The following is a 22,238-nucleotide window of genomic DNA, read 5'->3' on the forward strand; positions in this document are numbered from 1 at the left end:
CCCACGGTCCGCATGTACAGCAAGTCGTAGGTGCGTCCCGGAAGGCAGGAACATGTCTGCACACTCCGAACACTCCGAAAAGGACAACTCCGCCCCGTCCTCATCCCGCCCGCTGTCCGATGGACTGTCCGAAGCGGCCCGGTCCGCATGGGCGAAGCACGAGCGCAAAACGGGGGATTGGCTGCCGCTCTGGCGGCATCTTGCCGACAGTGGGGCCGTAGCGGGGTTGTTGTGGGAGCGGTGGCTTCCGGAGTCGGTGAAGAAGGTGGTGCGCGAGGGGCTGCCGGGGGGCGAGGCCGAGGCCACGCGACTTGTCCGGTTCGCTGCGGCGTCGCACGACATCGGCAAGTGCACGCCCGCCTTTGCTTGTCAGGTCGAGGAGTTGGCCGGGCGGATGCGGGATCGCGGACTGGAAATGCCGACCGCGAGGGAGTACGGGCAGGCGCGGCGACTGGCACCGCACGGGCTGGCGGGGCAGTTGTTGATACAGGAGTGGCTGCGGGAGCGCCATGGGCTCACCTCCCGGGATTCGGGGCAGTTCGCCGTGGTGGCCGGCGGGCACCACGGGGTGCCGCCGGAAAGCGGGCAGATACATGATGTACGGCTGCGACCGCATTTGTTGCGGCACACGGGTGTGGCCGAAGAAGTCTGGCGGCGGACACAGTTCGAGCTGCTGGACTGGTGTGCCGACCTATGCGACGTCACCGAGGTGTTGGGGCAACTGAAGGGTGTCCGGCTGTCGCAGCCCGCGCAGGTGCTGCTGACGGCGGTGGTGATCCTCGCCGACTGGATCGCCAGCGCACCGGAATTGTTCCCCTATGCGCCCGAGTCATGGCTGGAGGGGGGCGAGTCCCGGCGGCTGCGGGCCGCTTGGGAGGGGCTGGAGCTGACGACTCCCTGGCGGCCCGCGGAACCTGCTGGCTCCGCCGCGGAGTTGTTCGCGACGCGCTTCCCCCGGCTCGCCGGAGCGGCACTTCGCGCGGTGCAGGCCGAAGCGGTGCGTCTGGCACGGGAGATGGCACCCGGCGGCCTGCTGATCGTCGAGGCGCCGATGGGTGAGGGGAAGACCGAGGCAGCGCTGGCGGCGGCGGAGGTGCTGGCCGCGCGTTCCGGTGCCGGAGGGCTACTGCTGGCATTGCCGACCCGGGCCACCTCGGACGCGATGTTCAAGCGGCTGCGTGCGTGGCTGGACGCGCTTCCGGCGGAGGGCGGTGCCGGAAACTGGTCCCTGGTGCTCGCCCACGCCAAGGCCGCCCTGCAGAGCGACTGGGCCGGGTTGCTGCGGGAGGGGAATCGCGCGATCTCGGCGGTCGACCCGGACGGCGACGCGTACGGGGGCGGGCGGGACCGGTGGCAGCCATCCGGGTTGCACGCGCACCAGTGGCTTCGCGGGCGCAAGAAGCAACTGCTGGCGTCGTTCGCCGTCGGGACCGTGGACCAAGTGCTGTTCGCCGGTTTGAAGAGCCGGCACCTCGCGCTGCGGCACCTCGCGGTCGCCGGCAAGGTCGTGGTGATCGACGAAGTCCACGCGTACGACGCCTACATGAACCGGTACCTCGACAGGACGCTGGAATGGCTGGCGGCCTACCGGGTGCCGGTTGTCCTGCTCTCCGCGACGCTGCCCGCCGCCCGCCGGCAGGAACTCGCCGCCGCCTACGCCGGGGTGGAGGCGGCGCGCGGAGTGGAGACAGCGGCGGACGCGTATCCGCTACTGACCGCCGTGTCTCCTGGGCGGGAGGCGATCACCGCGCGTCCTGCGGCTGCCTCCGGGCGGTACGCGGAGGTCGCGGTGGAGCGGCTGGACGACGACGTCAAGCTACTGGCCGACCGGCTGGAGGCCGAACTGGCCGACGGAGGCTGCGCGCTCGTCGTCCGCAACACAGTGGCCCGGGTGCTGGAAGCGGCGCGGGTTCTGCGCGAGCGCTTCGGCGACGAGCAGGTCACCGTGGCCCATTCGCGGTTCCTGGCGGCGGACCGGGCGGCGAACGACGTCCGGTTGATGGAACGGTACGGGCCCGGTGGTGACCGGCCCGCACGCCATGTGGTCGTCGCCAGCCAGGTGGTGGAGCAGTCGCTCGACGTCAGCTTCGACCTGCTGGTGACGGATCTGACACCCGTCGACCTCGTCCTGCAGCGGATGGGGCGGCTGCACCGGCATCCCGCGCCGGGCCGACCGGCCCGGCTGGCCACGCCGAAGTGCCTGATCACCGGCGTGGACTGGACGGCCTCGCCGCCGTCGCCGGTCAAGGGGTCACAGGCGGTGTACCGGGGCGACTGGACGTTGCTGAGGGCGTCGGCGGCACTCGCACCGCATCTGGACGGAGCACCGGTGCGGCTGCCCGACGACATCAGCACGCTGGTGCAACGCGCTTACGGCGACGGGACGATCGGCCCCAAGGAGTGGGCGGAGGCGACAGAACGGGCGCACGAGCGCCACGCCGCACTGCTCGACGCGAAGCAGCGCCGGGCGGACGGCTTCCTGCTAGGCCGGGTGGGACGTCCCGGTCGGCCGCTGTACGGGTGGCTGGAGGCGCACGCCGGTGACGCGGACGACAGTCTGAAGGGGCGCGCTCAGGTACGGGACTCCGACGAGACCCTCGAAGTGCTGGTCGTGCAGCGCTGGGACGACGGCCGGATCACCACGGTGCCCTGGCTGGACGACGGACGGGGCGGCCTGGACCTGCCCATCGACTTCCCGCCGACCAGGCGGGCGGCGGAGGCGGTCGCCGCGAGCGCGATCACGCTGCCCGGCAGGTTCAGTCACCCGGGGATCATCGACCGCACTATCGCCGAATTGGAGCGGTTCCTGGTCCCCGCCTGGCAGGTTAAGGAGTGCCCGTGGCTGGCGGGCCAGCTGATTCTTGCTTTGGACGAGCGTTGTCAGACCCGTCTGTCAGGCTTCGAGTTGACCTACAGCCCGCAGGATGGGCTCAGCTTTGCTGTGCCCGGCGAGCAGGGGCTCGGCGCTCCAGGGCAAGCAGCGATACAGGGCAAGGGGGATGAGCGGGATGATGCCGCGAAAGGGGATCGGGACGGGAATGTCCGAACGGAGGGGGACGCCCGCGGCATGGGGCGAGGTCAGGGGCAGGCGTGGGCCGGCGGTGACGGCGGTAGCCCCACAGCGGGGCGGAGGGACGCGGTGAGTCCCGCCCCGGCACGGCTGCCCGGGTTCAACCTGGTGCGGGACGCGTGGCTGCCCGTGCAACGGATCTCCGACGGCGCGGTGGAGGAGGTTTCGCTGCGGGAGTTCTTCGCGCGGGCGAGCGAGTTCCGCCGGATCGTGGGTGATGTGCCGACGCAGGAGATCGCCCTGCTGCGGCTCGCACTGGCCGTGCTGTACGACGCCCATCAGGGGCCGGTGGATCTCGACGCGTGGCTGGAGCTCTGGGAACCGGACACGGACGACGTCTTCTGCCAGGTCGCCTGCGACTATCTCGACGAGCAGGCAGACCGCTTCGAACTCCTTGACGAGAAGAAGCCGTTCTTCCAGACGGCCGGGCTACGGACGGCGAAGGACGAGGTGGCGCCGCTGGCCCGGATCGTGGCCGATGCGTCCTCCGGTGCGGCGCTGTTCTCCATGCGTCGGCCGGGAGTCGAGCGCATCTCGTTCGCGGAGGCCGCCCGCTGGCTGGTGCACGCGCACGCGTTCGACGTGTCGGGCATCAAACCCGCCATGCGGCAGGACGCCCGGGCCAAGGCGGGCAAGGTCTACCCGTTGGGCGTGGGTTCCCTCGGGATGCTCGGTGGCGTCTTCGCGGAGGGAGAGACGCTGCGGGAGACGCTGCTGCTCAACCTCGTACCGTTCGAGGAGGCGTACGGCGGCTCCGGATTCGAGCAGCGCATCCCGGTGGACCGCCCGGTCTGGCGCCAGGACGAGCCGTACGGGTCCGGTCCGCGCGGAGCGACGGCGGGCGGCCCGGAGCCCACCGGCCTGCGGGACCTCTACACCTGGCAGACCCGCCGCATCCGGCTGGTGACCGAGGGCGACGCGGTGACCGGGGTCGTACTGGGTTACGGCGACCCGCCGACGCAGGAGTCGCCCTGGGTGCTGGAGCCGATGACCGCCTGGCGGCGCAGCCAGGTACAGGAGAAGAAGCGCAAACGGGTGCCGTACTACACCGCGCTGCGGCACCAGCCGCGCAGGGCGGCCTGGCGCGGGCTGGAGTCACTGCTGCACGTGCGAGCCGGTGAGGAGCTGACCGGGAAACCGGGTGAGGCCGCCCAGCGGCTCCGGCCGCGGGTCACCAAGTGGCTGCGGCTGCTGGCCACGGAACTGGCCGACGAGGAAGACCTGCCGCTGTCGAAGTTGGTGCGGCTGAGGACGGTAGGAGTCGAGTACGGCACGCAGCAGTCGGTCGTCGACGAGATCGTGGACGACGCCGTAGTGCTGCCTGTGATCGCCCTCCACGCCGGGAACGAGGTCTACGGAGCGGCGGCGGTCGACGCCGTCAGCGACGCCGACCAGGCGGTGGGGGCACTCGCTCAGCTGGCCGCCAACCTCGTGCGCGCGGCCGGCGGGGAGCACACCGACGCCGCCATGGAGACCGTCCGGGACCGGGCCTTCGGCGCACTGGACGGCCCGTACCGCACGTGGCTGCGTGAACTGGCCGAGCAGCCCGACCTGCTGGAGGCCCAGCGGCAGTGGCGCGAGACCGTCCGACGGCAGGTGGGGAGCCTGGCCCGGCAGGAGGTCCGCTCTGCCGGCCGGCCTGCGGTCGAGGGACGGTTGGTCGACCTTCCCGGGCGCGGCGCCACCCTGCTGGACGCCGGGCGGGCGGATCTCTGGTTCCGCGGTCGGCTGGAGAAGGTCCTCGGCACCGCACCGCGTGCGGACGACGGGACGGCCGAGACCGCGCAGCCTCCGACCGGCAGGTACTGACACCCTTCCCCGGACCGCCGGGTCCGGGGCTTCCATTCCGTGGAGAACCGCCAATGGCATCAATGACCGATGATTCACCCCATGTACCCGGCCGCAACGGACACCTCCGGCCGCTGCCCGGGCTGGCCGTCGCCCGGTTCCTCCCAGCGCTCCAGGGCGGATACCGGCAGGACGTCTCCTGGGCGGTCTCCGACGTGGCGCGGCTGCGTCGCGAGGCCGGACGGCAGGCCCACGAGTCGCCCACGGCCTGGGGGCTGGGACATCTGGAGACGCTGGGCGCGCTCCGTCTGGAACGCACCGACGCCCTGAGGGATGCACGGCGCGCGGACGGCGCGGATCCGGCCCTTCTCTCCTCGCGCGGCTACCACGCTCGCGAAGCCCGTGAGCGGCAGGAGGACACCGCAGTCCACCTCGCGGTGACGCTCTGGGCGCTGCACCAGCAGTCGGTGCGGGACGATCCCATGCACCGTCCCGGGTGGGCCTTCGGCCGCTCGGTCCGGCGGTTGGCCCTTGGCGAGACAGGGGTCGTGCGCTCGACCGGCTCGAAGGGCGCGGGGAACGGGCAGGGGAACAGCGATGCGGAGGGCGTCGGCGGTGCGCGCCGGGACACGGAAACGAGGCCCGCTGACGCAAAGCCCGCAGACGCGCGTCCCGCGGAGGCCGGGGAGCTGAACGAGACCGTCCGCAAGCGGTACGTACGGGCCGGGACGTCCACGGACATCGCGGTCCTGGCGACACGACTACGCGAATTGGTGCTGCTGCTTCGCGGAGCCCGTATTCCGCTGGACTACGTGCGCCTCGCCGACCAGTTGTTCCGGTGGCAGAACCCGACCGCGCGTGACTCCGTCACCCGTGCCTGGGGCGTCGAACTGCACCGCCGGTACTGGGGTCCGGACGTCGAGGCCGCCGAGGAGACGGACGGGGCGTCGGGCGTCCGGGAGGCCGCCGCGGACGACGAGTCCGGGGTCGACGGCGGAGAGGAGTGGGGCTTGGACACCTGACCGGCCATGGCTGCGCCCCGCCATCACCCGGCGGCCACCGCCCATCCGCCGCCGCCCCTCCTCCCGGACGCCCTTCGGCTCCGGCCCGATCACCGATACGAGAGCGGAACTCCTGTGACACGCAGCATCGTTGACATCCACATCCTGCAGAACGTGCCGCCCAGCAACATGAATCGGGACGACACCGGAACCCCCAAATCCGCTTATTACGGCGGGGAACGCCGTGCCCGGGTCTCCAGCCAGGCGTGGAAGCGGGCCACCAGGAAGCAGTTCGAGCAGTTGCTTCCGCCCGAGGAACTCGGCGTGCGGACGAAGCGGGTGGTGGAGGCGCTGGCGGAGCGCATCACGGAGCGGGACGCGACCGTCGCCGACAACGCTGTGAAGCTGGCCGAGGAGGCACTGTCGGTCGCGACCGGCTCCACGCTGGAGGTGCCCAAGCGCAAGGCGAAGGACGACGACGGGAACGGCGGCGTGCTCCCCGAGTCGAAGTACCTGATGTTTCTCAGCCGGCGGCAGTTGGACGCGCTCGCCGCGATCGCCGTTAGCGAGAGCGCCGGAGGAGATCCCGCGATTCTGAAGGCGGAGCTGAAGAACAAGGAGAAGAAGGCGCGGGCCCGTGCTGCCATCGACACCCGGCACTCGGTGGACATCGCCCTCTTCGGCCGGATGGTGGCCGACGCCGCCGACCTCAACGTGGAGGCCGCCGCACAGGTGGCGCACGCGCTCAGCGTGCACCGGTCCGAGGTGGAGTCGGACTACTACACGGCTGTGGACGACTTGAGCGGCGACTCCGAGTCCGGGGCCGGGATGATCGGCACCGTCGACTTCAACTCCGCGACCCTCTACCGGTACGCGGCCGTGGACGTGGACGAGCTCCATCGCAATCTCGGTGTCGGTCTCGACCCGAAGCAGCCACCGAGCACCCCCGCCGCGAAGGCGCTCACGGCGTTCCTGGAGGCGTTCATCACCTCCCTGCCGTCCGGAAAGATCAACACCTTCGCCCACCACACCCTGCCGGCGGTAGTCGTCGTCAAGCTCCGCGACCGCTGGCCGCTGAGCTTCGTAGGTGCCTTCGAGACGCCGGTGCCGAAGAGCGCGAGTGGCGGCTTCCTCCGCGGGAGCTGTGATCAACTGGCAGAGCACATCACGGAGATGGAGAGGGCGTACGGGCTCGGCTCCGACCCCACCTGGGTATTCAGGGTGGGCGAGGAGACCAAGGGCCTGGCTGGCCTGGGCAGCGCGCTGACGCTGGAGACTCTGCTTAAGCAGGTCGGCACGGCGGTCGCCGAGCGGCTGGAGTCCGGCGCATGACCACCCTGCTGCTGCGGCTCGCCGGGCCGCTCCAGTCGTGGGGGGCCTCCTCCCGGTTCGTGCAGCGCACCACGGAGAACGCGCCGACGAAGAGCGGGGTGCTCGGTCTCCTGGCCGCCGCGGAGGGCCGCCCTCGCGACGCCGACCTCTCCGATCTGGCCGCGCTGCGTTTCGGTGTCCGCATCGACCGGCCCGGCTCCCGCATCCGCGACTTCCACAAGGCGGAGAACAGCGACACGGGGCGCGTACTGCCGCTGTCGCACCGGTACTACCTTGCCGACGCGATCTTCGTCACTGGAGTCGAGGGTGACGACACGTTTGTGAAGCGGCTCTACGCGGCTGTCGACGCGCCCCGGTTCCTTCCGTACCTGGGACGCCGCTCGTGCCCGCCGTCGCATCCGCTGCTCCTTCAAGGCAAGGACTCCCTCAGCAGCCTTCCGCTGGAGGAGGCGCTCCGGGAGGCTCCGTGGCAGGGAGGGCGGGGTTCACGCCGCGGGGTGCAGGAGGAACAGCCGCGGGCGGAACTGGACATGCTGCTGGACTGCCCGCCGCAGGACACTCCTGACTTCCAGCTCCGCGACACGCCTCTCAGCTACGACCCGCACCACCGCCGGTACGCGATGCGCGGTGTGCGGACCGGGCACGTACCGGCGTCGGCTCCTTTCCACGACCCGACAGCCCACTTGCGGCCGGCCCCGGCCGCGCGGCACGACTCGTCTGCTCCGCCCCTCGCCGGGGACGACTTCTAGGAACCGCCGATGTACCTGACCCGCTTCCGCATCAACACGGCCCGCTCCGGTGCCCATGCCCTGCTCGCCTCCCCCCAGCGCCTGCACGGTGCCGTCGATATGGCGTTCCCGGAGCCTCCGGCCCGGGACGGCGGCGGCCCCCGGGTGCTGTGGCGGCTGGACCAGGCTCCGGCCAACCGCGTCGACCTGCTCATCTCCAGTCCGGGCCGGCCCGACCTCACCCACCTGGCCGAGCAGGCGGGCTGGCCGAGCCTGGGCACACAGGGGTGGACCACGTTCGCCTATGGGGAGTTCCTGGACGGGCTCGCGGTGGGCGGCGAGTGGGCGTTCCGGCTCACCGCCAATCCGCTGCACCACATCCGGCGCGAGCAGGACCCGGTGGGCGCCCCGACCAAGCGGGCGGCCCACGTCACTGTAGGACACCAGGTCGGCTGGCTGATCAAGCACCAGGAACGGGCCGGGTTCGCGGTGCTGCCCAGGGAACAGGCCACCGTCGAGAACACTACGGAGGCCGTTGCAGGGGCGGACACGGAGACCGGGGCGCTTCCGGAGCAATGGCGCTATCAACTGATCGTCCACGACCGCACGCCGGTGCGGTTCCCGCGGCGCACGGAGCGTTCGGGGGGCCGGCGCGACGCCGGCTCCGGCTCCGGCTCCGGCTCCGACGTGCGCCTCACCCGGGCCACCTTCGACGGACGGCTGCGCGTCACCGACCTCGCCGCCTTCCGCCGCACGCTCACCCACGGGATGGGCAAGTCGAAGGCGTACGGGTGCGGCCTGATGACTCTGGCGCCGGTGCGATGAGGAGCCGTCCATGAGCACTGTCAGCAAACGCAGCCTCTCCTCTCCACGCGAACTCACCCGGGTCGGCGACCGCACCTCGTTCCTCTATCTGGAGCGCTGCACCGTCCACCGGGATGACAACGCCCTCACCGCCACCGACACCGACGGGGTCACCCACATCCCCTCGGCAACCATCGGCACGCTCCTGCTGGGCCCCGGCACACGCGTCACGCATCAGGCGATGGCACTGCTCGGGGAGAGCGGCGCCGCCGTGATATGGGTCGGAGAGCACGGCGTGCGCTTCTACGCCGGCGGCCGGGCTCTCACCCGCTCGTCCGGCCTGCTGGAGGCGCAGGCGACGGCGTGGGCGAACCGGCGTTCCCGGGTGGAGGTGGCCCGTGAGATGTATCGCCTGCGCTTCCCCGGCGAGGACACCACCGGATGCAGCCGAGACGACCTGCTGCGGATGGAAGGACGCCGGGTCAAGGAGTGCTACCGGCGGGAATCCGAGCGCACCGGCGTCCGCTGGGTACGGCGGGACTACCACCACGGCGACTTCAACGCCGGGGACGCCCCCAACCAGGGAGTGACAGCCGCCGCCCAGTGCCTGTACGGGGTGGCTCACGCGGTGGTGGCCGCCCTTGGTTGCTCCCCCGGACTGGGTTTCGTGCACTCGGGGCATGAGCGATCGTTCGTCCTCGACATCGCCGACCTCTACAAGACGGAGATCGGGATTCCGGCCGCCTTCGACGCGGCCTCGGCTGGGGACGAGGACGTGCCGACCCGCACCAGGCGGGCGCTGCGCGACCGCATCAACAAGGCCGGTCTGCTGGAGCGTTGCGCCAACGACATCAAGAAGCTCCTGCACTACGAGGACTCCGGGAAGGCCGGCAGGTCGTCGCACGACGGTCCGGACGCTGACCGGGTCGGCGTCCAGACCGACAGCGGCCAGTCCCTAGCCTCCGGGCGCAACTACGGGGACGAGCCGGTCTGGTGACCGTCATCGTCCTCACCAACTGCCCCGCCGGGCTACGGGGGTTCCTCACCCGCTGGCTCCTGGAGATCTCCCCTGGCGTCTTCATCGGCTCCCCATCCGCCCGGGTCCGGGACATCCTCTGGGAAGAGGTACGCACCTACTCCGGCCAGGGCCGCGCCCTCCTCGCCCACACCACCGACAACGAACAGGGCTTCACCTTCCGCACCCACGACCACGCCTGGCACCCCACCGACCACGAGGGCCTCACGCTGCTCCACCGCCCCGCCCAACCGGGCCCCGCCTCGGGCGGAGCGGGAGCACCAGGGACGCTGGGGAAGCCACCGAAGCAGGGTTGGAGCAAGGTGGCGAAACGACGACGGTTCGGGGGTTGAGGCGGAAAAAGATGGGCCTTATGCCCTATAGGCCGGAGTTTGGTAAAGCGAGTAAAAACCGCCGTCCGGCGGGATAGCACCGCAGGTCAGCTCCTGTGATCCCCGCGCCTGCGGGGGTGGTCCCTCGTCGAGCTGTCGTATCATCAGCCCCCCCCTGTGTGATCCCCGCGCCTGCGGGGGTGGTCCCAAGCATTCCTCCACCCCGACTCGAGAGTCCTCGTGGTCCCCGCGCGTGCGGGGGTGGAACTCGGCGAAGGGCGTCGAGATGGTCCTTGCCCCGGCCGAAGCGGAGGGGTAGATGGCAGCCGATGCGACGTGGCCTCTTACGGCTCTCGTCGCCCCCAAAGGAAGCGAAGGGTGCAGTTTGTGTTGCTTTCTGATCGTTCGAGTGGGTTCGTATGCGTGATCCACAATGCCTCTCTTGCAGGCCGGGGCAATGACGAATCCGTCCGGATTCCAGGACGAACAGGGGGAAAGCGTGTGCCCCCGTGAGTTCGTGTCTTCCGCCAGTGCCTCGCCGGCGCGACGTCGAAGGGCCCCGCCGTTTGTGGTGGGGCCCTTCGATGTGTGTGTGATCGGACCTCGGTGGCCTAGGTCCTCCCTGGTCTTATGCCAGGGAGAACTTTTGGGCGCCGGAGCCGTTGCAGTCCCAGATTTGCAGGCGGGTGCCGTTCGCGCTGGCGCCTGACGGTGAGTCGACGCATCGGCCCGTGGTCGGGTTGGAGAGCGAGCCGTCGGAGTTGGCGACCCAGTTCTGGTAGCCGCCGCCGTTGCAGTTGGCCAGTTGGAGCTGGGTGCCGTTCGCGTTGCCGCCGCCGGCGATGTCCAGGCACTTGCCCAGCGTGCGCAGGGTCTGGCCGCTCCAGGTCCACTTCTGGTCGAGGGAGGTGGCCTGCTGGCAGTCCCACAGTTGGACCGCGGTGCCGTCGCCGCCGTTGTCGTCGCCCGCTACGTCCACGCACTTGCCGCCCGGACCGTAGATCGGGGCGCCGATGGCGAACTTCTGGGCGCCGGAGCCGTTGCAGTCCCAGATCTGGAGCCGTGTGCCGTTCGCGCTGGCGCCCGACGGCGAGTCGATGCACCGGCCCGAGGTCGGGTTCCGCAGCGAGCCGTCGGTCTGCCGCACCCAGTTCTGGTAGCCGCCGCTGTTGCAGTTGGCCAGTTGGAGCTGGGTGCCGTTCGCGTTGCCGCCGCCGGCGATGTCCAGGCACTTGCCCAGGGTCTGGAGGGTCTGGCCGCTCCAGGTCCAGTGCTGGTCCTTGGCGCCCTGCTGGCAGTCCCAGAGCTGGACCGCGGTGCCGTCGCCGCCGTTGTCGTCACCGGCCACGTCCACGCACTTGCCGCCCGGACCGGTGATGGTCTGGCCGCTCACCGAACCGCCACCGCCACCGCCGCCACCGCCGCCGCCACCGGAGCCGGGACCCTTGTTGTACACGGCCACCGAGTCGACGACCAGCTTGCCGCCGGAGACCGTGGCCGCGTTCGGGCCGCCGCCGAAGGCGTCCGGGAAGCCGCCGCCCATGGCCAGGTCGTAGATGATGAAGAACGGGTGGTCGACCGCGTCTGACCAGGTCGTCGGGTCCACCTGGTTGGCGTTGACGGTGAAGAAGTTGTTGCCGTCGAGGTAGAACCGGATCTGCTCCGGCGACACCGAGCGGTCGATCTCCGCCGCGTAGTCGTGGAAGCCGGTCTGGCAGCCCGAGCAGGCGCGTTCACCCGAGCCGATGCCGGTCGACTCGTTGCACGGCCCCCCTGGGTTCACGCCGCAGTGGAGGGTGCTGAAGTCGGAACTGCGGCCGTTGATGTCCTCCATGATGTCGATCTCGCCCGACTTCGGCCAGGTCACACCGGAGCGCAGCGGCGCGCCGAGCATCCAGAACGCCGGCCAGTAGCCCGCACCGTTGGCGGTGTTGACGTTGGGCTGCTGAAGGACCGACTCGATGCGCACGACTCCGCCTGCCGGAGCGCCGAAGCCCGCCGACTGGGTCTCCACGCGCCCGGACGTCCACCCGCCCCGCGGGTCGGACCCGGAGTGCTGGGCCTGGAGCACCAGGTGCCCCTGGCCGTCGTAGTAGACGTTCGACGTGCTGTTGGTCATGGTCTCGATCTCACCGGTGCCGAAGCTGCTGCCCGGCCCGGTGTCGTACTTCCACAGGCTCTGATCGATGCCGGTGCCCGCGGCGCCGTTGAAGTCGTCGCTCCAGGTGAGGGTGAAGCCCGGCGGCGTCGGGGGCGCCGCCTCGGCGTCCATCGCCGCGACGGCGGTGGTCGCCACCGTGAGCGCGACGACGGGGACCAGGTTGAGCACTTTTCGCCACCTGCCGCGCCGCGGCTTTGCACTTCTCAGGCGCATGTGTCCGACCTCCGTGGGGAAAGGGGGCGTGCTTGCGTGCGTGTCCGCTACGACGTCTCCGGCGGGATGCCACCGGGTGCGTGACGCGGGGGCACGTCAGCCTGCCCCGTGGGACGGGCACCCCGGGAGTGTCATGTGCATAGCTTGTTTATCGGTCTGGACCTTTGTTCGGCAAGACCGCTGACGCGACCCGTTGCACGTGCTGCGCCCCGGCCGTCAGCCGAACGTGGACTTCCGTGCGCGTGCCGACGCGGGCACGGGCCTCCGGGCGGACCCGGCCGCGGACGGGGACGCCGGCCTCGGCTGCGGTGCGGTCCTCGGCCGTGCGGCGGACGGAGGGGACTTCGGCCGCGCGGCGCCCGCGGACGAGGATGCCGAAGACGCAGAGGACGCTGAGGACGCTGAGGACGCTGAGGACGCCGACCGGGAGGACGTGGACGGCCTAGGCGTCGATGCGTTCCTCGGCGACGCGCCGGGGTGCGGGGTCCGGTGCTGGCGGTGGCGGGGGACCGCGCGGCGGGGCGGCCGGGTGAGGGTGATCTGGCGGACGACCTGCTGGAAGCAGGCCAGCGAGGCCAGGCCAGGCAGCGCCGCCGACGCCATGTCCACCAGCGTCCTCGGCGCCTGCACCACGCACAGGAGCATCGCGATGCACGAGAACAGCATCACCACGCACCAGGAGTGGACGGCGCGGCGCCGGTGCAGCGCGGCCCTCAGCACCGACAGCGACGCCACCAGCCAGGGGCCGTACACCAGCAGCGGCCACCAGGACGCGATGCCGTCCTGCATACGGGCGAGCGCGACGATCCGCAGCGGGTCGTAAGCGACCAGGCCGCCGAAGAGGCTCACCGCGGAGGCGATCACCGCGGCCAGCGCGGCGATGAGCTGGCTCGCGGTGCGCATCCCGTGCAGAGAGGGAAGGGGGCTGCGCTCACGGCGCACTCGTACCTTTCGATGACGGCGGGCGACCACCCGCAGCGGCGGCAGTTCCGCCGTGATCTCTTGAAGACTCTCCATGGGGGTCTTCCCGACCCCGCCGCCCCCGCGCGGGTCCCCGTCGTAAACCTCGTCGGACTCGTCGGCCTCGGCGGACTCATCAGACTCGTCGAACCGGTCGGCCTCATCGGCCTCATCGGCCTCGTCGATCCCGTCGGCCTCGGCGATCTCGCCGGCCTCGGCGACGTAATCGACCTCGTCGACGTAGTCGACCTCATATGTGTACACGTCATCGTCATCGTCACTGCCGCCGGTCTCGGCGTAATTCCTGTTCCTGACGTTCGTCGTGCCCTGGTCGCCTGACCGTGACGCGTCCCTGGGCGTGGGCGGCCAGGAACGGTTCTGCTCGTGCAGGGCGTCCTGGAGCATGAAGGCCAGCTCCTCGGCCGGGTCCCACGTCGCGTCCGGGGGGACCAGCGGTCCCTCGAAGACCCCGGGCCGGTGCGGCGCCCGGTGGCGTCCGGTGCCCGGAGCGGGGACGGGCGTGGGCGCGGGCACGGGAGCGGAGGCCGCGAAGAGCTGGCTCTGACCGACCGCTGCCGCCGGACCGGGGTACGGAGGCGCCGGAGGTTCGGCGTAAGGATGGCCGGCGTACGGGCGACCGGCGTGCGGGGGCTCCGCGTACGGATGACCGGCGTCTGGCTGCTCGGCATGCCGTTGCCACTGATCCGGGTACGGCCGGGCCGCGTACGACTGGCTCGGGTAGCGCTGGTACGTGTACCGCTGGTCGGTGAAGGACTGTTCTTGGTAAGGCTGTTCTTGATAAGGCTGTTCGCGATACGACTGCTCGCGATACGGGTCGTCGGGTGGCGAGTATCCCGGGCCGCGACCGATACGTTCGTCATACATTCAGCGGGTCGCCTGTTCCGGTTGCGAGAGGCCGCGGCGGCCTGACGGGCCGACCCGGCGACGGACGAGGTCGGCTTCTGGCGCGCCGCTCACGGCGTCCCGGGAGGCCCGCGGCGGCGGCTCGGCCGACCGTCGTGCCCCTGCGGGGTGTGCGCTGGCCGAGGCGCCGTGAGCGGTGGCCTGCGCGCGCCTGGGGCCTTGCGTCGGTAGGGAGGTGCGGGGGCCGGGCGCCAGCGCCTGACCGGCCCCCGCTTCACCCCAACGGCGGTATGCGAACAGACCGGGATGCCCATCCCTGCTTGCCTTCGTCATATCCAACTAACGGCGCTCAAGTGCCCCGGATGCGCGGCAAATGGGTGAAGGACCCCCTGATCAAAACGTTTATGCGATCGGATGCTTCGGCCGCCCGGTCGCAAGAGACCCCCGTCAGGGCAGAATCCGGACCGTCCTCGACGCACTCACCTGGTCGAGTTCCGACACCCGTACGGTCGCTTTCGCCGTCCAGGCGCCGGCGAACGGGAGGACGAGGGAGTCGGTGCCCCAGTAGCCGCCCCTGTCGGTCAGGCGAGCGTCGATCGCGCCGATCTGCCGCGCGGGCAGGGAGAGGGACAGGCGGAGTTCGGGAACGGTGGACAGGCCGCCGTCGGGGCCGAACACCACGGCCTCGACCGCGTTCTGGCCGGTCCGGCCGGGTTCCAGGGTGATCTGCACCGTGCCGTGGCCGCCGGGCGCGCCGGTGTCGAACGGGATCGTCGTGACGGAGGCGCCCGGAGCGCCGGCCGCGGGCGCGGCGCCGGCCTCCTCGGCGGCCGCCCGGCCCGGCAGCGTCCCGCTCAGCACCGTGCTGACCACCAGCACCGCGACCCCCACGGCGACCTCGGCGAGCACCGAACGACGCAGCGCGCGCAGGGGGACGCCCGGGTCGGTGGGCGAAGTGGGCACCTTGGCCGGAGGCGCCGGAGAGGACGAAGAGGCCGGAGAGGACGAAGAGGGCACAGTGGATGAAGGGGGCTGTGCGGCGGATTCCTCCCCGTGCTCTCCCCCGCCCCCTCGCGGGCTCGCGGGCGACGGCGCGCCCACCGTCTGCGGGGCAGGCGCCGGGACCGCCGTCCGTGGCGCGCCGTGGCGCGCGGCGCGCTCGGCGGACTGCGCCGCCCACCGCGCCGCCCACCGCCGGGACACGGCAGCCCCGCACAACAGCAGCGCCACGGCGGCCAGTTTGACGAGCAGCAGCCTGCCGTAGGCGGTGCCGGTGAGCGCGTTCCACGAGCCGAGCCCGCGCCAGGACTGGTAGACCCCGGTGGCGGCCAGCACGGTGACGGCGAGGAAGGCGACACGGGAGAAGCGGGCCGCCGTCGCGGCGAGCCCGGAGTCGTCCGGGGCCGCGGCCTCCTCCGCTCCCCTCGCCGAACGGCGCCGCAACGTCGTCAGCAGCGCCGTCAGACCGCCCAGCCACACCGCCATAGCCAGCAGATGCAGCACCGTGGACGCCATCGCCCACGGGACCTGGATGCCCGCCGAGGCGTGCCCGGACGCCGCCCAGGTCAGCGCGAGGGCGACGGCGAGGGCGCCGCCCGTCGCCAGAGTCGCGGCGGACGGCCGCCCGGCCGTGCCCCCGCGCCGCACGAGTCGCCGCAGGAACAGGGCCGTCGGCGCGAGCAGGGCCAGCCGCAGGAGCAGGACCAGGCCGGTGCGGCTGGTCAGGGTGCGGGGCAGGGCGGAGGGGTCGAGGGCCGCGGCGGGCCCGGCGCCCGACTCGTAGGGAGCCCGGAGCGCCAGCAGGGCGGCCGTGGCGGCGAGCAGCGCCCACCAGCCGGCGGTCAGCGGCCCGCGCAGCGGGGCGACGTCCGGCGGGCGGCACAGCAGCGCGAAGGCGGCGGTGCCGAGGAGCAGGGCGGCCGCGCCGTACGCGGCGTAACGGGCGAGGTCGTAGAGGCCGCCGGTGGCCGGCGTCTCGGTCGGACCGGCGTCGATCGCGGCCGGGGCGGCGGACGGCTTGCCCACCGAGAAGGTGAAGGCGCCGGAGACCGGATGACTGTCCGCCGACACCACCCGCCACGACACGGTGAACGTGCCCCGGCCCAGTCCGGCCGGGAAGGCGATCTGAGCGGTGTCCGAGCGGTCCCGGGCGTGCCGGGGCTCGGCCGTGTGCACCCGATGGCCGTCCGGCCGGAACAGCCGGAAGGAGTCGTCGAGCAGGCCGACGGACTCGCTGAACGTCAGCGTGAGCGTGCGGGGCGCCGTCCGGAGGACGGTCTGGTCGGCGGGGTCGCTGGAGCGCAGGACGGCGTGGGCGGAGGCGGGGGCCGCGCCGCCGAGCAGGGCGAGGAAGAGGAGGACGCCCAGTAGCGCGAGCCGGGCGAGCCAGGCGGGACGGCCGGGCTGGGCGAGCCAGGCGGGACGGGTGAGCTGGGAGGGCCGGGCGGGACGGCCAGGCTGGCTGGGCTGGGCGGGACGGCCGGGCTGGGCGAGCCCGACGAGACGGGTGAGCCGGGAGGACCCGGAGCGCCGGGTGAGCCGGGAGGACCGGGTGAACCAGGTGAGCCCGGTCGGCTGGCCGGGCGGGGCGAGTCGCGGGCGTCGCCGTTCGCCGTCCGCTCCCCCCGCCCCGCCCCGGCCCCGCCCGCGCACGGCGGCGCGCTCCCCCTGTTCGCGGTCCAGTCCGCGCACGGCGATACGCGCCCCCCGCGCCCGAACTCGTGCCCCCGCCCGAACCCGTACCCGTACCCACAGCACGTCCCGCTCGTCGCGCGCGTCGCGCGGACGCCCGTCGTGCCGCTCGCCTCCTGCGCAACGTCGTCGTCGGGTCACGTCACCTCACCGCCTCGGGACTCGCCGGACTCCCGAAGGGTACGGACGGCGGCGGCGCCCCGCTCAACCGGCCGCCGGAGCTGCCTCCGCGCCCGGCACGGTGTCCGACGCGGCGCCCGGCAGCGCGCCCACGGTACCCGCGGCGTCCGGGAAGACCTTCTCCCGGGTGAGGAAGGCCAGTTGGGCGTGCTTCTCGGGCAGGTACACGTCGGGCAGGTCGATCTCCGGCAGCACGACGGCGGGTCCGCGGGCGAATCCCTGCTGGAGGAACCGGGCGATCGCCTTCTCGTTGCCCACGTCCGGGTCCACCACGATCCGCCCGCGGTCCAGGACCAGCAGGACGTACGTCAGCACGGCGCGCAGCAGCGCCTCGGTCCAGCCGGGGCGGCCGCCGTCCGGTCCGGCGGGCGCGAGCAGCAGGTGGACGCCGATGTCGCCGGGACGCACCGGATAGCACTCGCTCACCCGGTCGGCCGCCGGCTCGTAGGTCTGGAGCAGGGCCGCCGGGGCGCCGTCCTTCACCACGAGGAAGGCGTGGTGGGTGTCGAGGGCGTCCATGTGGGCGTAGACCTCGGTGACCTGCTCCTTCGTCAGGCCGGTCATGCCCCAGAAGGCGGCCCGTTCCTCGCTCACCCAGGCGTGGACCGTGTCGGCGTCCGCGTGCGGGTCCAGCGGGAGGATGCGGAGGGCGCCGAAGCCGTCGACGACCTGCTCGTGGACGGCGGCGCGCGGCGGCGCGGCCGGGGTCGCGGTGGGGCGCCGGGGGGCGTGCGGCTCGGGCATCAGAGGCCGGTCTCCTTGGTGAGGCGGGTCCAGTCGGTGACGACCGGGGCGAGCGCGCCGGCCGTCCACAGGGGGAGCTGGTCATGGTGGTGGGGCGCGTCCGCGACGCCGTCGGCGCCGAGCGGCACCACCCACAGGCTGTTCTCGCGGTCGGCGAGGTCCCAGACGTAGCGCGCCACCGGGCCGCGGGCGGCGAGGTCGGTCAGTCCCGGCACGGCCGAGGTGCACAGCACACAGTCGTGGTCCCCGGCCAACGCGGTCTCTCCGTACGGCGATCCGGCGTCCTCCAGCGCCCGCCAGGCGGCGAGCCGATGCCGTTCGCCCCAGGTGGCGGCGGACGGTCCGGCGGGGCGGGCGACCACATCCTCCACGGCCGCGCGGACGAGCGCGGGACGGTCGACGCCGTACAGCTCCTCGGCCCTCAGCAGGTTCTCCAGGGCGTAGCCGACGCGCGGGACGAGGGCGAGCCAGGGCAGGAACACCTCGGGGTAGGCGGGCGGGTCGGTCAGCGCGGCGAACGCCGGATGCGCGGCGAGGGCGCGTACGACGGCCGTGCGCACCTGCGCGAACGCCGCCGCGTCCGCGCTGTCCGCGTCCATGTGCCGGTCCCAGCGCAGCAGGCGGTCCCGGAGGCGGGCCGCCGCGGGGCTCAGGCCGTCGAGCGCGGCCAGCCGGTCCAGGAGCGGTGCGGCCGAGGCGAGCCGGGTGTCCGTGTGGATCGCGGGCAGGTCGGCCGCGGACCACGTGGGACGCTCGGCGAGCAGGGCGCGGATGCGGTCGGCGCGGTGCGGCGGGGCGAACTCGACGCCGAGGGGGGCGGCGACGCCCCGCTGGTTGGCCATCACCGCGACCTGGTCGGCCAGTCCGGCGCGGGGCGGTGCGTGCCAGCCCCGCCACTCGTGGCCCGGTTCCCAGGCGGGGACCAGGCGCAGGCCGTTGTCCTGGGAGCGCTGGGGGACCCGGCCCGCGACCCGGTGCAGCGTTCCGCCGTCGGTGTCGGCGGCCAGGACTACGTTGACCGGCTCGACCCAGGCGCCGAAGGCCCGGTCGACGTCCGCGACCCGGCGGGCGCGCAGCAGCGGCAGCAGCGCACCGAACCCGAGGTCGCCGGTCACCCGGGGCGGATAGCGGAGGGTGAGGGCTAGGGGGATGTGGGGGGCTTCGGAGGCGTGGGGGGCGTCGGAGGCGTGGGGGGTGTCGGGGGGCGCTGGATCGTCTGCGGGAGCGGTCCCGGGTTCGCCCTCTGGGGCGTCCCCCGGAACGCCCGCAGATCCGGTCCCGGATCCGTCCGCCGATAGGGTCACAGGTCCGCCCGCCGACCCGCCCGCCGATACGGTCACGGATCCCCCCGCCGATCCAGTCGTCGGCCCACCCGCCGGTCCGCGCGACTGCCCTGCGCCGTACCGCTCATACGGCTCAGACGGCTCAGACAGCTCAGACGGCTCGTAAGGCTCATAGGGCTCATACGGCTCGTAGGGACCGCCGAGCACGCCGAGGCCGTCCAGTCCCTCGGGGCCGCCCGCGATCACCGGGCCGCGTTCGGTCTCGATGATCTCCACCTCGACCGGTTCCTCGCCCGCGACCTCGACGGTCTCGGTGTGGCGGGCCGCCCGGCGCCAGGCGCCGTCGGGGCCGAGCGCCTCGACCCCCGCGCCCGTGCGGCGCAACCGCTCGCGGTAGAGGTCCTGGTAGTCGGCCATGGCGTTGGTGATGGCCCAGGCGACGCCGCCGGTGTGGCCGAAGTGGGCGATGCCGGGGACGCCGGGGACGGCGAGGCCGACGACGTCGAACTCCGGGCAGGCCAGGCGTATTTGCTGGTAGACGCCGGGATCCTCGATGAACCGGTGCGGGTCGCCGGCGATCAGCGCCTGCCCGGTGACCGTGCGCGCGCCGCTCACCAGCCAGCCGTTGCTGCCGGAGGTGCCGGGGCCGTCGGCGGCGAACAGCCCGACGGCCGCGGGCCCGAGAAGGCGGGCGACCTGCTCGCGCCAGAGCTTGGCCGGGAACCCGGCGAACAGGATGTGCGCGCCGAGCCACACGCCCAGCGGATGCCACGGCTCCCAACGTCCAGGCGCCAGACCGGTCTTCGCGAACTCGGGGGCGCGGCGCGCTCCCTTCGCGAGCCCGTCGTTGACGCCGTCGGCGTACGCCCGCACCCAGTCGGCGGTCTCGGGGTCGCGCCGTTCGAGGGCGGCGAAGCAGCGCCGTGCGGTGTCGTCGAGGCGGGCGCGCCGGGCGAAGAGGTCCCAGGCGAGGGCGGGCGCGCCGAGGAAGGACGCGGACGTGCCCTGGGCCCGGTGCCGCTCGACCTCCACCTGCCAGGCGCGGTCCAGCGCGGTGACCCGGCCCTGGGCGCGGGCGAGCGCGACGGCGTCGCCGGCCCGCAGATGCGGTACGCCCCAGGCGTCGCGGTAGACCTCGGCGTCCACGGGCGCTCCCGCCGCGTCCGCCCGCGCGTCGCGCTCCGACTCCATCGCTGATCCCGCTCCTCTCGTTGAAGTTAGGCTAACCTAACTTCCTGTCGGACAGACGCGTACCGCTGCGGCCGGACAGGCGTGCGAACAGGCAGGCGAGCCGGTCGGCCGTCCCGGTCACGGCCGTACGGACCCGCCGCGCCCGCCCGGCTGCGCTACGGCGCCCGACGGGCGATCATCAGGGCATGAACGTCACCCTGCATCTCGCCCAGGACCCCGACGCCGACGGCCTCCTCGGCCGCAGTCCGCTCGCCGCGCTCGTCGGGATGCTGCTGGACCAGCAGATTCCGATGGAGTGGGCGTTCAAGGGGCCTTCGACGATCGTCCGGCGGATGGGCACCGAGGACCTGGACGCTCACGAGATCGTGGCGTTCGAGCCGGAGACCTTCGCCCGGCTGCTGTCGGACAAGCCGGCCGTGCACCGCTACCCCGGGTCCATGGCCAAGCGCATCCAGGAGCTGTGCCGGTACCTGGTCGAGCACTACGACGGCGACCCCGAGGCTCTCTGGCGGGACGCCGGCAGCGGGCGCGAGCTGCTGCGCCGGCTGGAGGAGCTGCCCGGGTTCGGCAAGCAGAAGGCGCAGATCTTCCTCGCCCTGCTCGGCAAGCAGCTCGGCGTGCGTCCCGAGGGGTGGCGGGAGGCCGCGGGCGCCTACGGCGAGGAGAAGTCCTTCCGGTCCGTCGCCGACATCACCGGGCCGGAGTCGCTGGCCAAGGTGCGGGCGCACAAGCAGGAGATCAAGGCCGCCGCCAAGGCCGCCAAGAGCGGTGGGACCGCGTCGCCCTCTGCGACTGCTTCGACTGCCACGACTGCTACGACCGCCCCGGCCTCTGCGGCGGCCGAGTCCGGGGAACCGGACCAGCGCTCCGGGCGGTGAGCGAGAGGGCGACCGGCGACGGGCGATGACTTTCCCGCAGTTCATCGGACATATCCGCGTCCGGGCATTCCCATGTCCGTACCTGCCCGTCTCCGGACGTCCCCGTCTCCCGTCAGGCCGGTGCCGCGTCACCCGAGTGGCCCACAAGAATGGTGGGCGGCCCGTGCCCGTTCCCAGCATGGACCATGAACGAGCCACCGAGCGGCGGCCCCGGAGGGCCGGCGTACGACGACCCCCACCTCCACGCCGCGCGGGAAGCGCGGGACGCGCAGGGCGCAGCCGCGCCCCAGGCGTCGGCGCCCCGTTCCGCACCGCCGGACGAACGGCCGCCGAGCGAACGCCCGCCGAGCGGCCCGGCGCCGGACGGACCCCCGCGGGAAGGGCTCCCGCTGGAGGGACCCCTGCACTTCCTCTCCCGTGCCGCCTGGCAGGCCGTGCTGGTCACCGGCGTCGCCGCCCTCGTCCTGGGCGTCCTGGTGCTGATCTGGCCGGGTCCCTCGCTGCTGGCCGCCGGCGTCCTGTTCGGCGTCTACCTCGTGGTCAGCGGAGTGTTCCAACTGGTCTCCGCCTTCGGCACGCACGTGTCGGCGTCGCTGCGCGTGCTGGCCTTCGCCAGCGGCGCCCTGTCGATCCTGCTGGGCCTGCTCTGCTTCCGGGGCGCCATGCAGTCGATTCTGCTGCTCGCGCTGTGGATCGGCATCGGATGGCTGATCCGCGGGATCACGATGACGATCGCCGCCGTCCACGACCGCGCCGCGCCCGCGCGGGGCTGGCAGATCTTCCTCGGCGTCGTCACCTTCGTCGCCGGGATCGTGCTGATCGACTCCCCGCTGACCTCGGTCGCCTGGCTCACCCTGCTGGGCGGCTGGTGGCTGGTCGTGGTCGGGATCATGGAGATCGTCACCGCCTTCCGCATTCGCGGCCACGCCCGGCGCATCCCGCGCCCGCTGTAACCCCAGCCGCGACGCTCCTCCTCCCCTCTTGGCCGCCGCGACCCCACTGA

At 72.5% G+C, this 22,238-nt stretch carries 13 protein-coding genes and 1 pseudogene; 9 read left to right on the top strand and 5 right to left on the bottom strand.

Annotation, left to right across the window (positions count from 1 at the left end; all coding sequences use genetic code 11):
* Positions 1 to 52: 52 nt before the first annotated feature.
* The 7 genes from cas3 to cas2e all read left to right on the top strand — a co-directional run bounded on the left by cas3 (position 53) and on the right by cas2e (position 10,091).
* Entirely contained in the window at positions 53 to 4,879 is a 4,827-nt protein-coding gene (cas3, locus tag ABZ861_RS15290) for a CRISPR-associated helicase Cas3' (protein WP_361629553.1), read from the top strand.
* Positions 4,880 to 4,941: 62 nt separating this feature from the next.
* Positions 4,942 to 5,880 carry a type I-E CRISPR-associated protein Cse2/CasB gene (gene casB / locus ABZ861_RS15295; protein ID WP_361629556.1) on the top strand — a complete coding sequence of 313 codons (939 nt, stop codon included), beginning with the start codon at positions 4,942 to 4,944 and terminating at the stop codon, positions 5,878 to 5,880.
* 114 nt (positions 5,881 to 5,994) lie between these two features.
* Positions 5,995 to 7,191 (top strand): type I-E CRISPR-associated protein Cas7/Cse4/CasC, encoded by a 1,197-nt coding sequence (gene cas7e, locus ABZ861_RS15300; protein WP_361629559.1) that lies wholly within the window; start codon positions 5,995 to 5,997, stop codon positions 7,189 to 7,191.
* Entirely contained in the window at positions 7,188 to 7,940 is a 753-nt protein-coding gene (gene cas5e / locus ABZ861_RS15305; RefSeq protein WP_361629562.1) for a type I-E CRISPR-associated protein Cas5/CasD, read from the top strand. The genes cas7e and cas5e overlap by 4 nt, the downstream gene beginning before the upstream one ends.
* 9 nt (positions 7,941 to 7,949) lie before the next feature.
* A complete protein-coding gene (gene cas6e, locus ABZ861_RS15310; RefSeq protein ID WP_361629565.1) occupies positions 7,950 to 8,744 on the top strand; it encodes a type I-E CRISPR-associated protein Cas6/Cse3/CasE in 795 nt (264 codons plus the stop codon).
* A 10-nt stretch (positions 8,745 to 8,754) separates the two neighbouring features.
* Positions 8,755 to 9,720, top strand: coding sequence for a type I-E CRISPR-associated endonuclease Cas1e (gene cas1e / locus ABZ861_RS15315; protein WP_361629568.1), 966 nt, complete (start codon positions 8,755 to 8,757; stop codon positions 9,718 to 9,720).
* The gene (gene cas2e / locus ABZ861_RS15320; protein WP_361629571.1) at positions 9,717 to 10,091 is read left to right on the top strand and encodes a type I-E CRISPR-associated endoribonuclease Cas2e; all 375 of its coding nucleotides are present in this window, start codon (positions 9,717 to 9,719) and stop codon (positions 10,089 to 10,091) included. The genes cas1e and cas2e overlap by 4 nt, the downstream gene beginning before the upstream one ends.
* A gap of 607 nt (positions 10,092 to 10,698) precedes the next feature.
* Here cas2e and ABZ861_RS15325 read toward each other — a convergent pair.
* From ABZ861_RS15325 to ABZ861_RS15345, 5 genes and pseudogenes are all read right to left on the bottom strand, one after another.
* Entirely contained in the window at positions 10,699 to 12,399 is a 1,701-nt protein-coding gene (locus ABZ861_RS15325) for a ricin-type beta-trefoil lectin domain protein (RefSeq protein WP_361629574.1), read from the bottom strand.
* Between the two features lie 537 nt (positions 12,400 to 12,936).
* A pseudogene (locus ABZ861_RS15330) lies at positions 12,937 to 13,467 on the bottom strand (DUF2637 domain-containing protein); the annotation flags it as partial.
* Between the two features lie 1,248 nt (positions 13,468 to 14,715).
* Entirely contained in the window at positions 14,716 to 16,635 is a 1,920-nt protein-coding gene (locus ABZ861_RS15335) for a copper resistance protein CopC (RefSeq protein WP_361629931.1), read from the bottom strand.
* Between the two features lie 528 nt (positions 16,636 to 17,163).
* Entirely contained in the window at positions 17,164 to 17,883 is a 720-nt protein-coding gene (locus ABZ861_RS15340; RefSeq protein WP_361629577.1) for a GNAT family N-acetyltransferase, read from the bottom strand.
* A complete protein-coding gene (locus ABZ861_RS15345; RefSeq protein WP_361629934.1) occupies positions 17,883 to 20,312 on the bottom strand; it encodes a penicillin acylase family protein in 2,430 nt (809 codons plus the stop codon). Before ABZ861_RS15345 ends, ABZ861_RS15340 begins: the two co-directional genes overlap by 1 nt.
* A gap of 230 nt (positions 20,313 to 20,542) precedes the next feature.
* Between ABZ861_RS15345 and ABZ861_RS15350 the strand changes: the two genes are divergently transcribed.
* Positions 20,543 to 21,235: an HhH-GPD-type base excision DNA repair protein gene (locus ABZ861_RS15350; protein ID WP_361629580.1), complete on the top strand. Its 693-nt coding sequence runs from the start codon at positions 20,543 to 20,545 to the stop codon at positions 21,233 to 21,235.
* A gap of 185 nt (positions 21,236 to 21,420) precedes the next feature.
* On the top strand, positions 21,421 to 22,188 hold the full coding sequence (locus ABZ861_RS15355) for a DUF308 domain-containing protein (protein WP_361629583.1): 768 nt from the start codon (positions 21,421 to 21,423) through the stop codon (positions 22,186 to 22,188).
* Positions 22,189 to 22,238 lie beyond the last annotated feature (50 nt).

The sequence above is a fragment of the Streptomyces sp. NPDC046985 genome (assembly GCF_040644415.1).
Taxonomy (GTDB): domain Bacteria; phylum Actinomycetota; class Actinomycetes; order Streptomycetales; family Streptomycetaceae; genus Streptomyces.

Excerpts from the sequence above, each read along its gene's own strand:
- cas3 (WP_361629553.1), top strand. The coding sequence starts at position 53 with ATGTCTGCACACTCCGAACACTCCGAAAAGGACAACTCCGCCCCGTCC.
- casB (WP_361629556.1), top strand. The coding sequence starts at position 4,942 with ATGACCGATGATTCACCCCATGTACCCGGCCGCAACGGACACCTCCGG.
- cas5e (WP_361629562.1), top strand. The coding sequence starts at position 7,188 with ATGACCACCCTGCTGCTGCGGCTCGCCGGGCCGCTCCAGTCGTGGGGG.
- cas6e (WP_361629565.1), top strand. The coding sequence starts at position 7,950 with ATGTACCTGACCCGCTTCCGCATCAACACGGCCCGCTCCGGTGCCCAT.
- cas1e (WP_361629568.1), top strand. The coding sequence starts at position 8,755 with ATGAGCACTGTCAGCAAACGCAGCCTCTCCTCTCCACGCGAACTCACC.
- ABZ861_RS15340 (WP_361629577.1), bottom strand. The coding sequence starts at position 17,883 with ATGCCCGAGCCGCACGCCCCCCGGCGCCCCACCGCGACCCCGGCCGCG.
- ABZ861_RS15350 (WP_361629580.1), top strand. The coding sequence starts at position 20,543 with ATGAACGTCACCCTGCATCTCGCCCAGGACCCCGACGCCGACGGCCTC.
- ABZ861_RS15355 (WP_361629583.1), top strand. The coding sequence starts at position 21,421 with ATGAACGAGCCACCGAGCGGCGGCCCCGGAGGGCCGGCGTACGACGAC.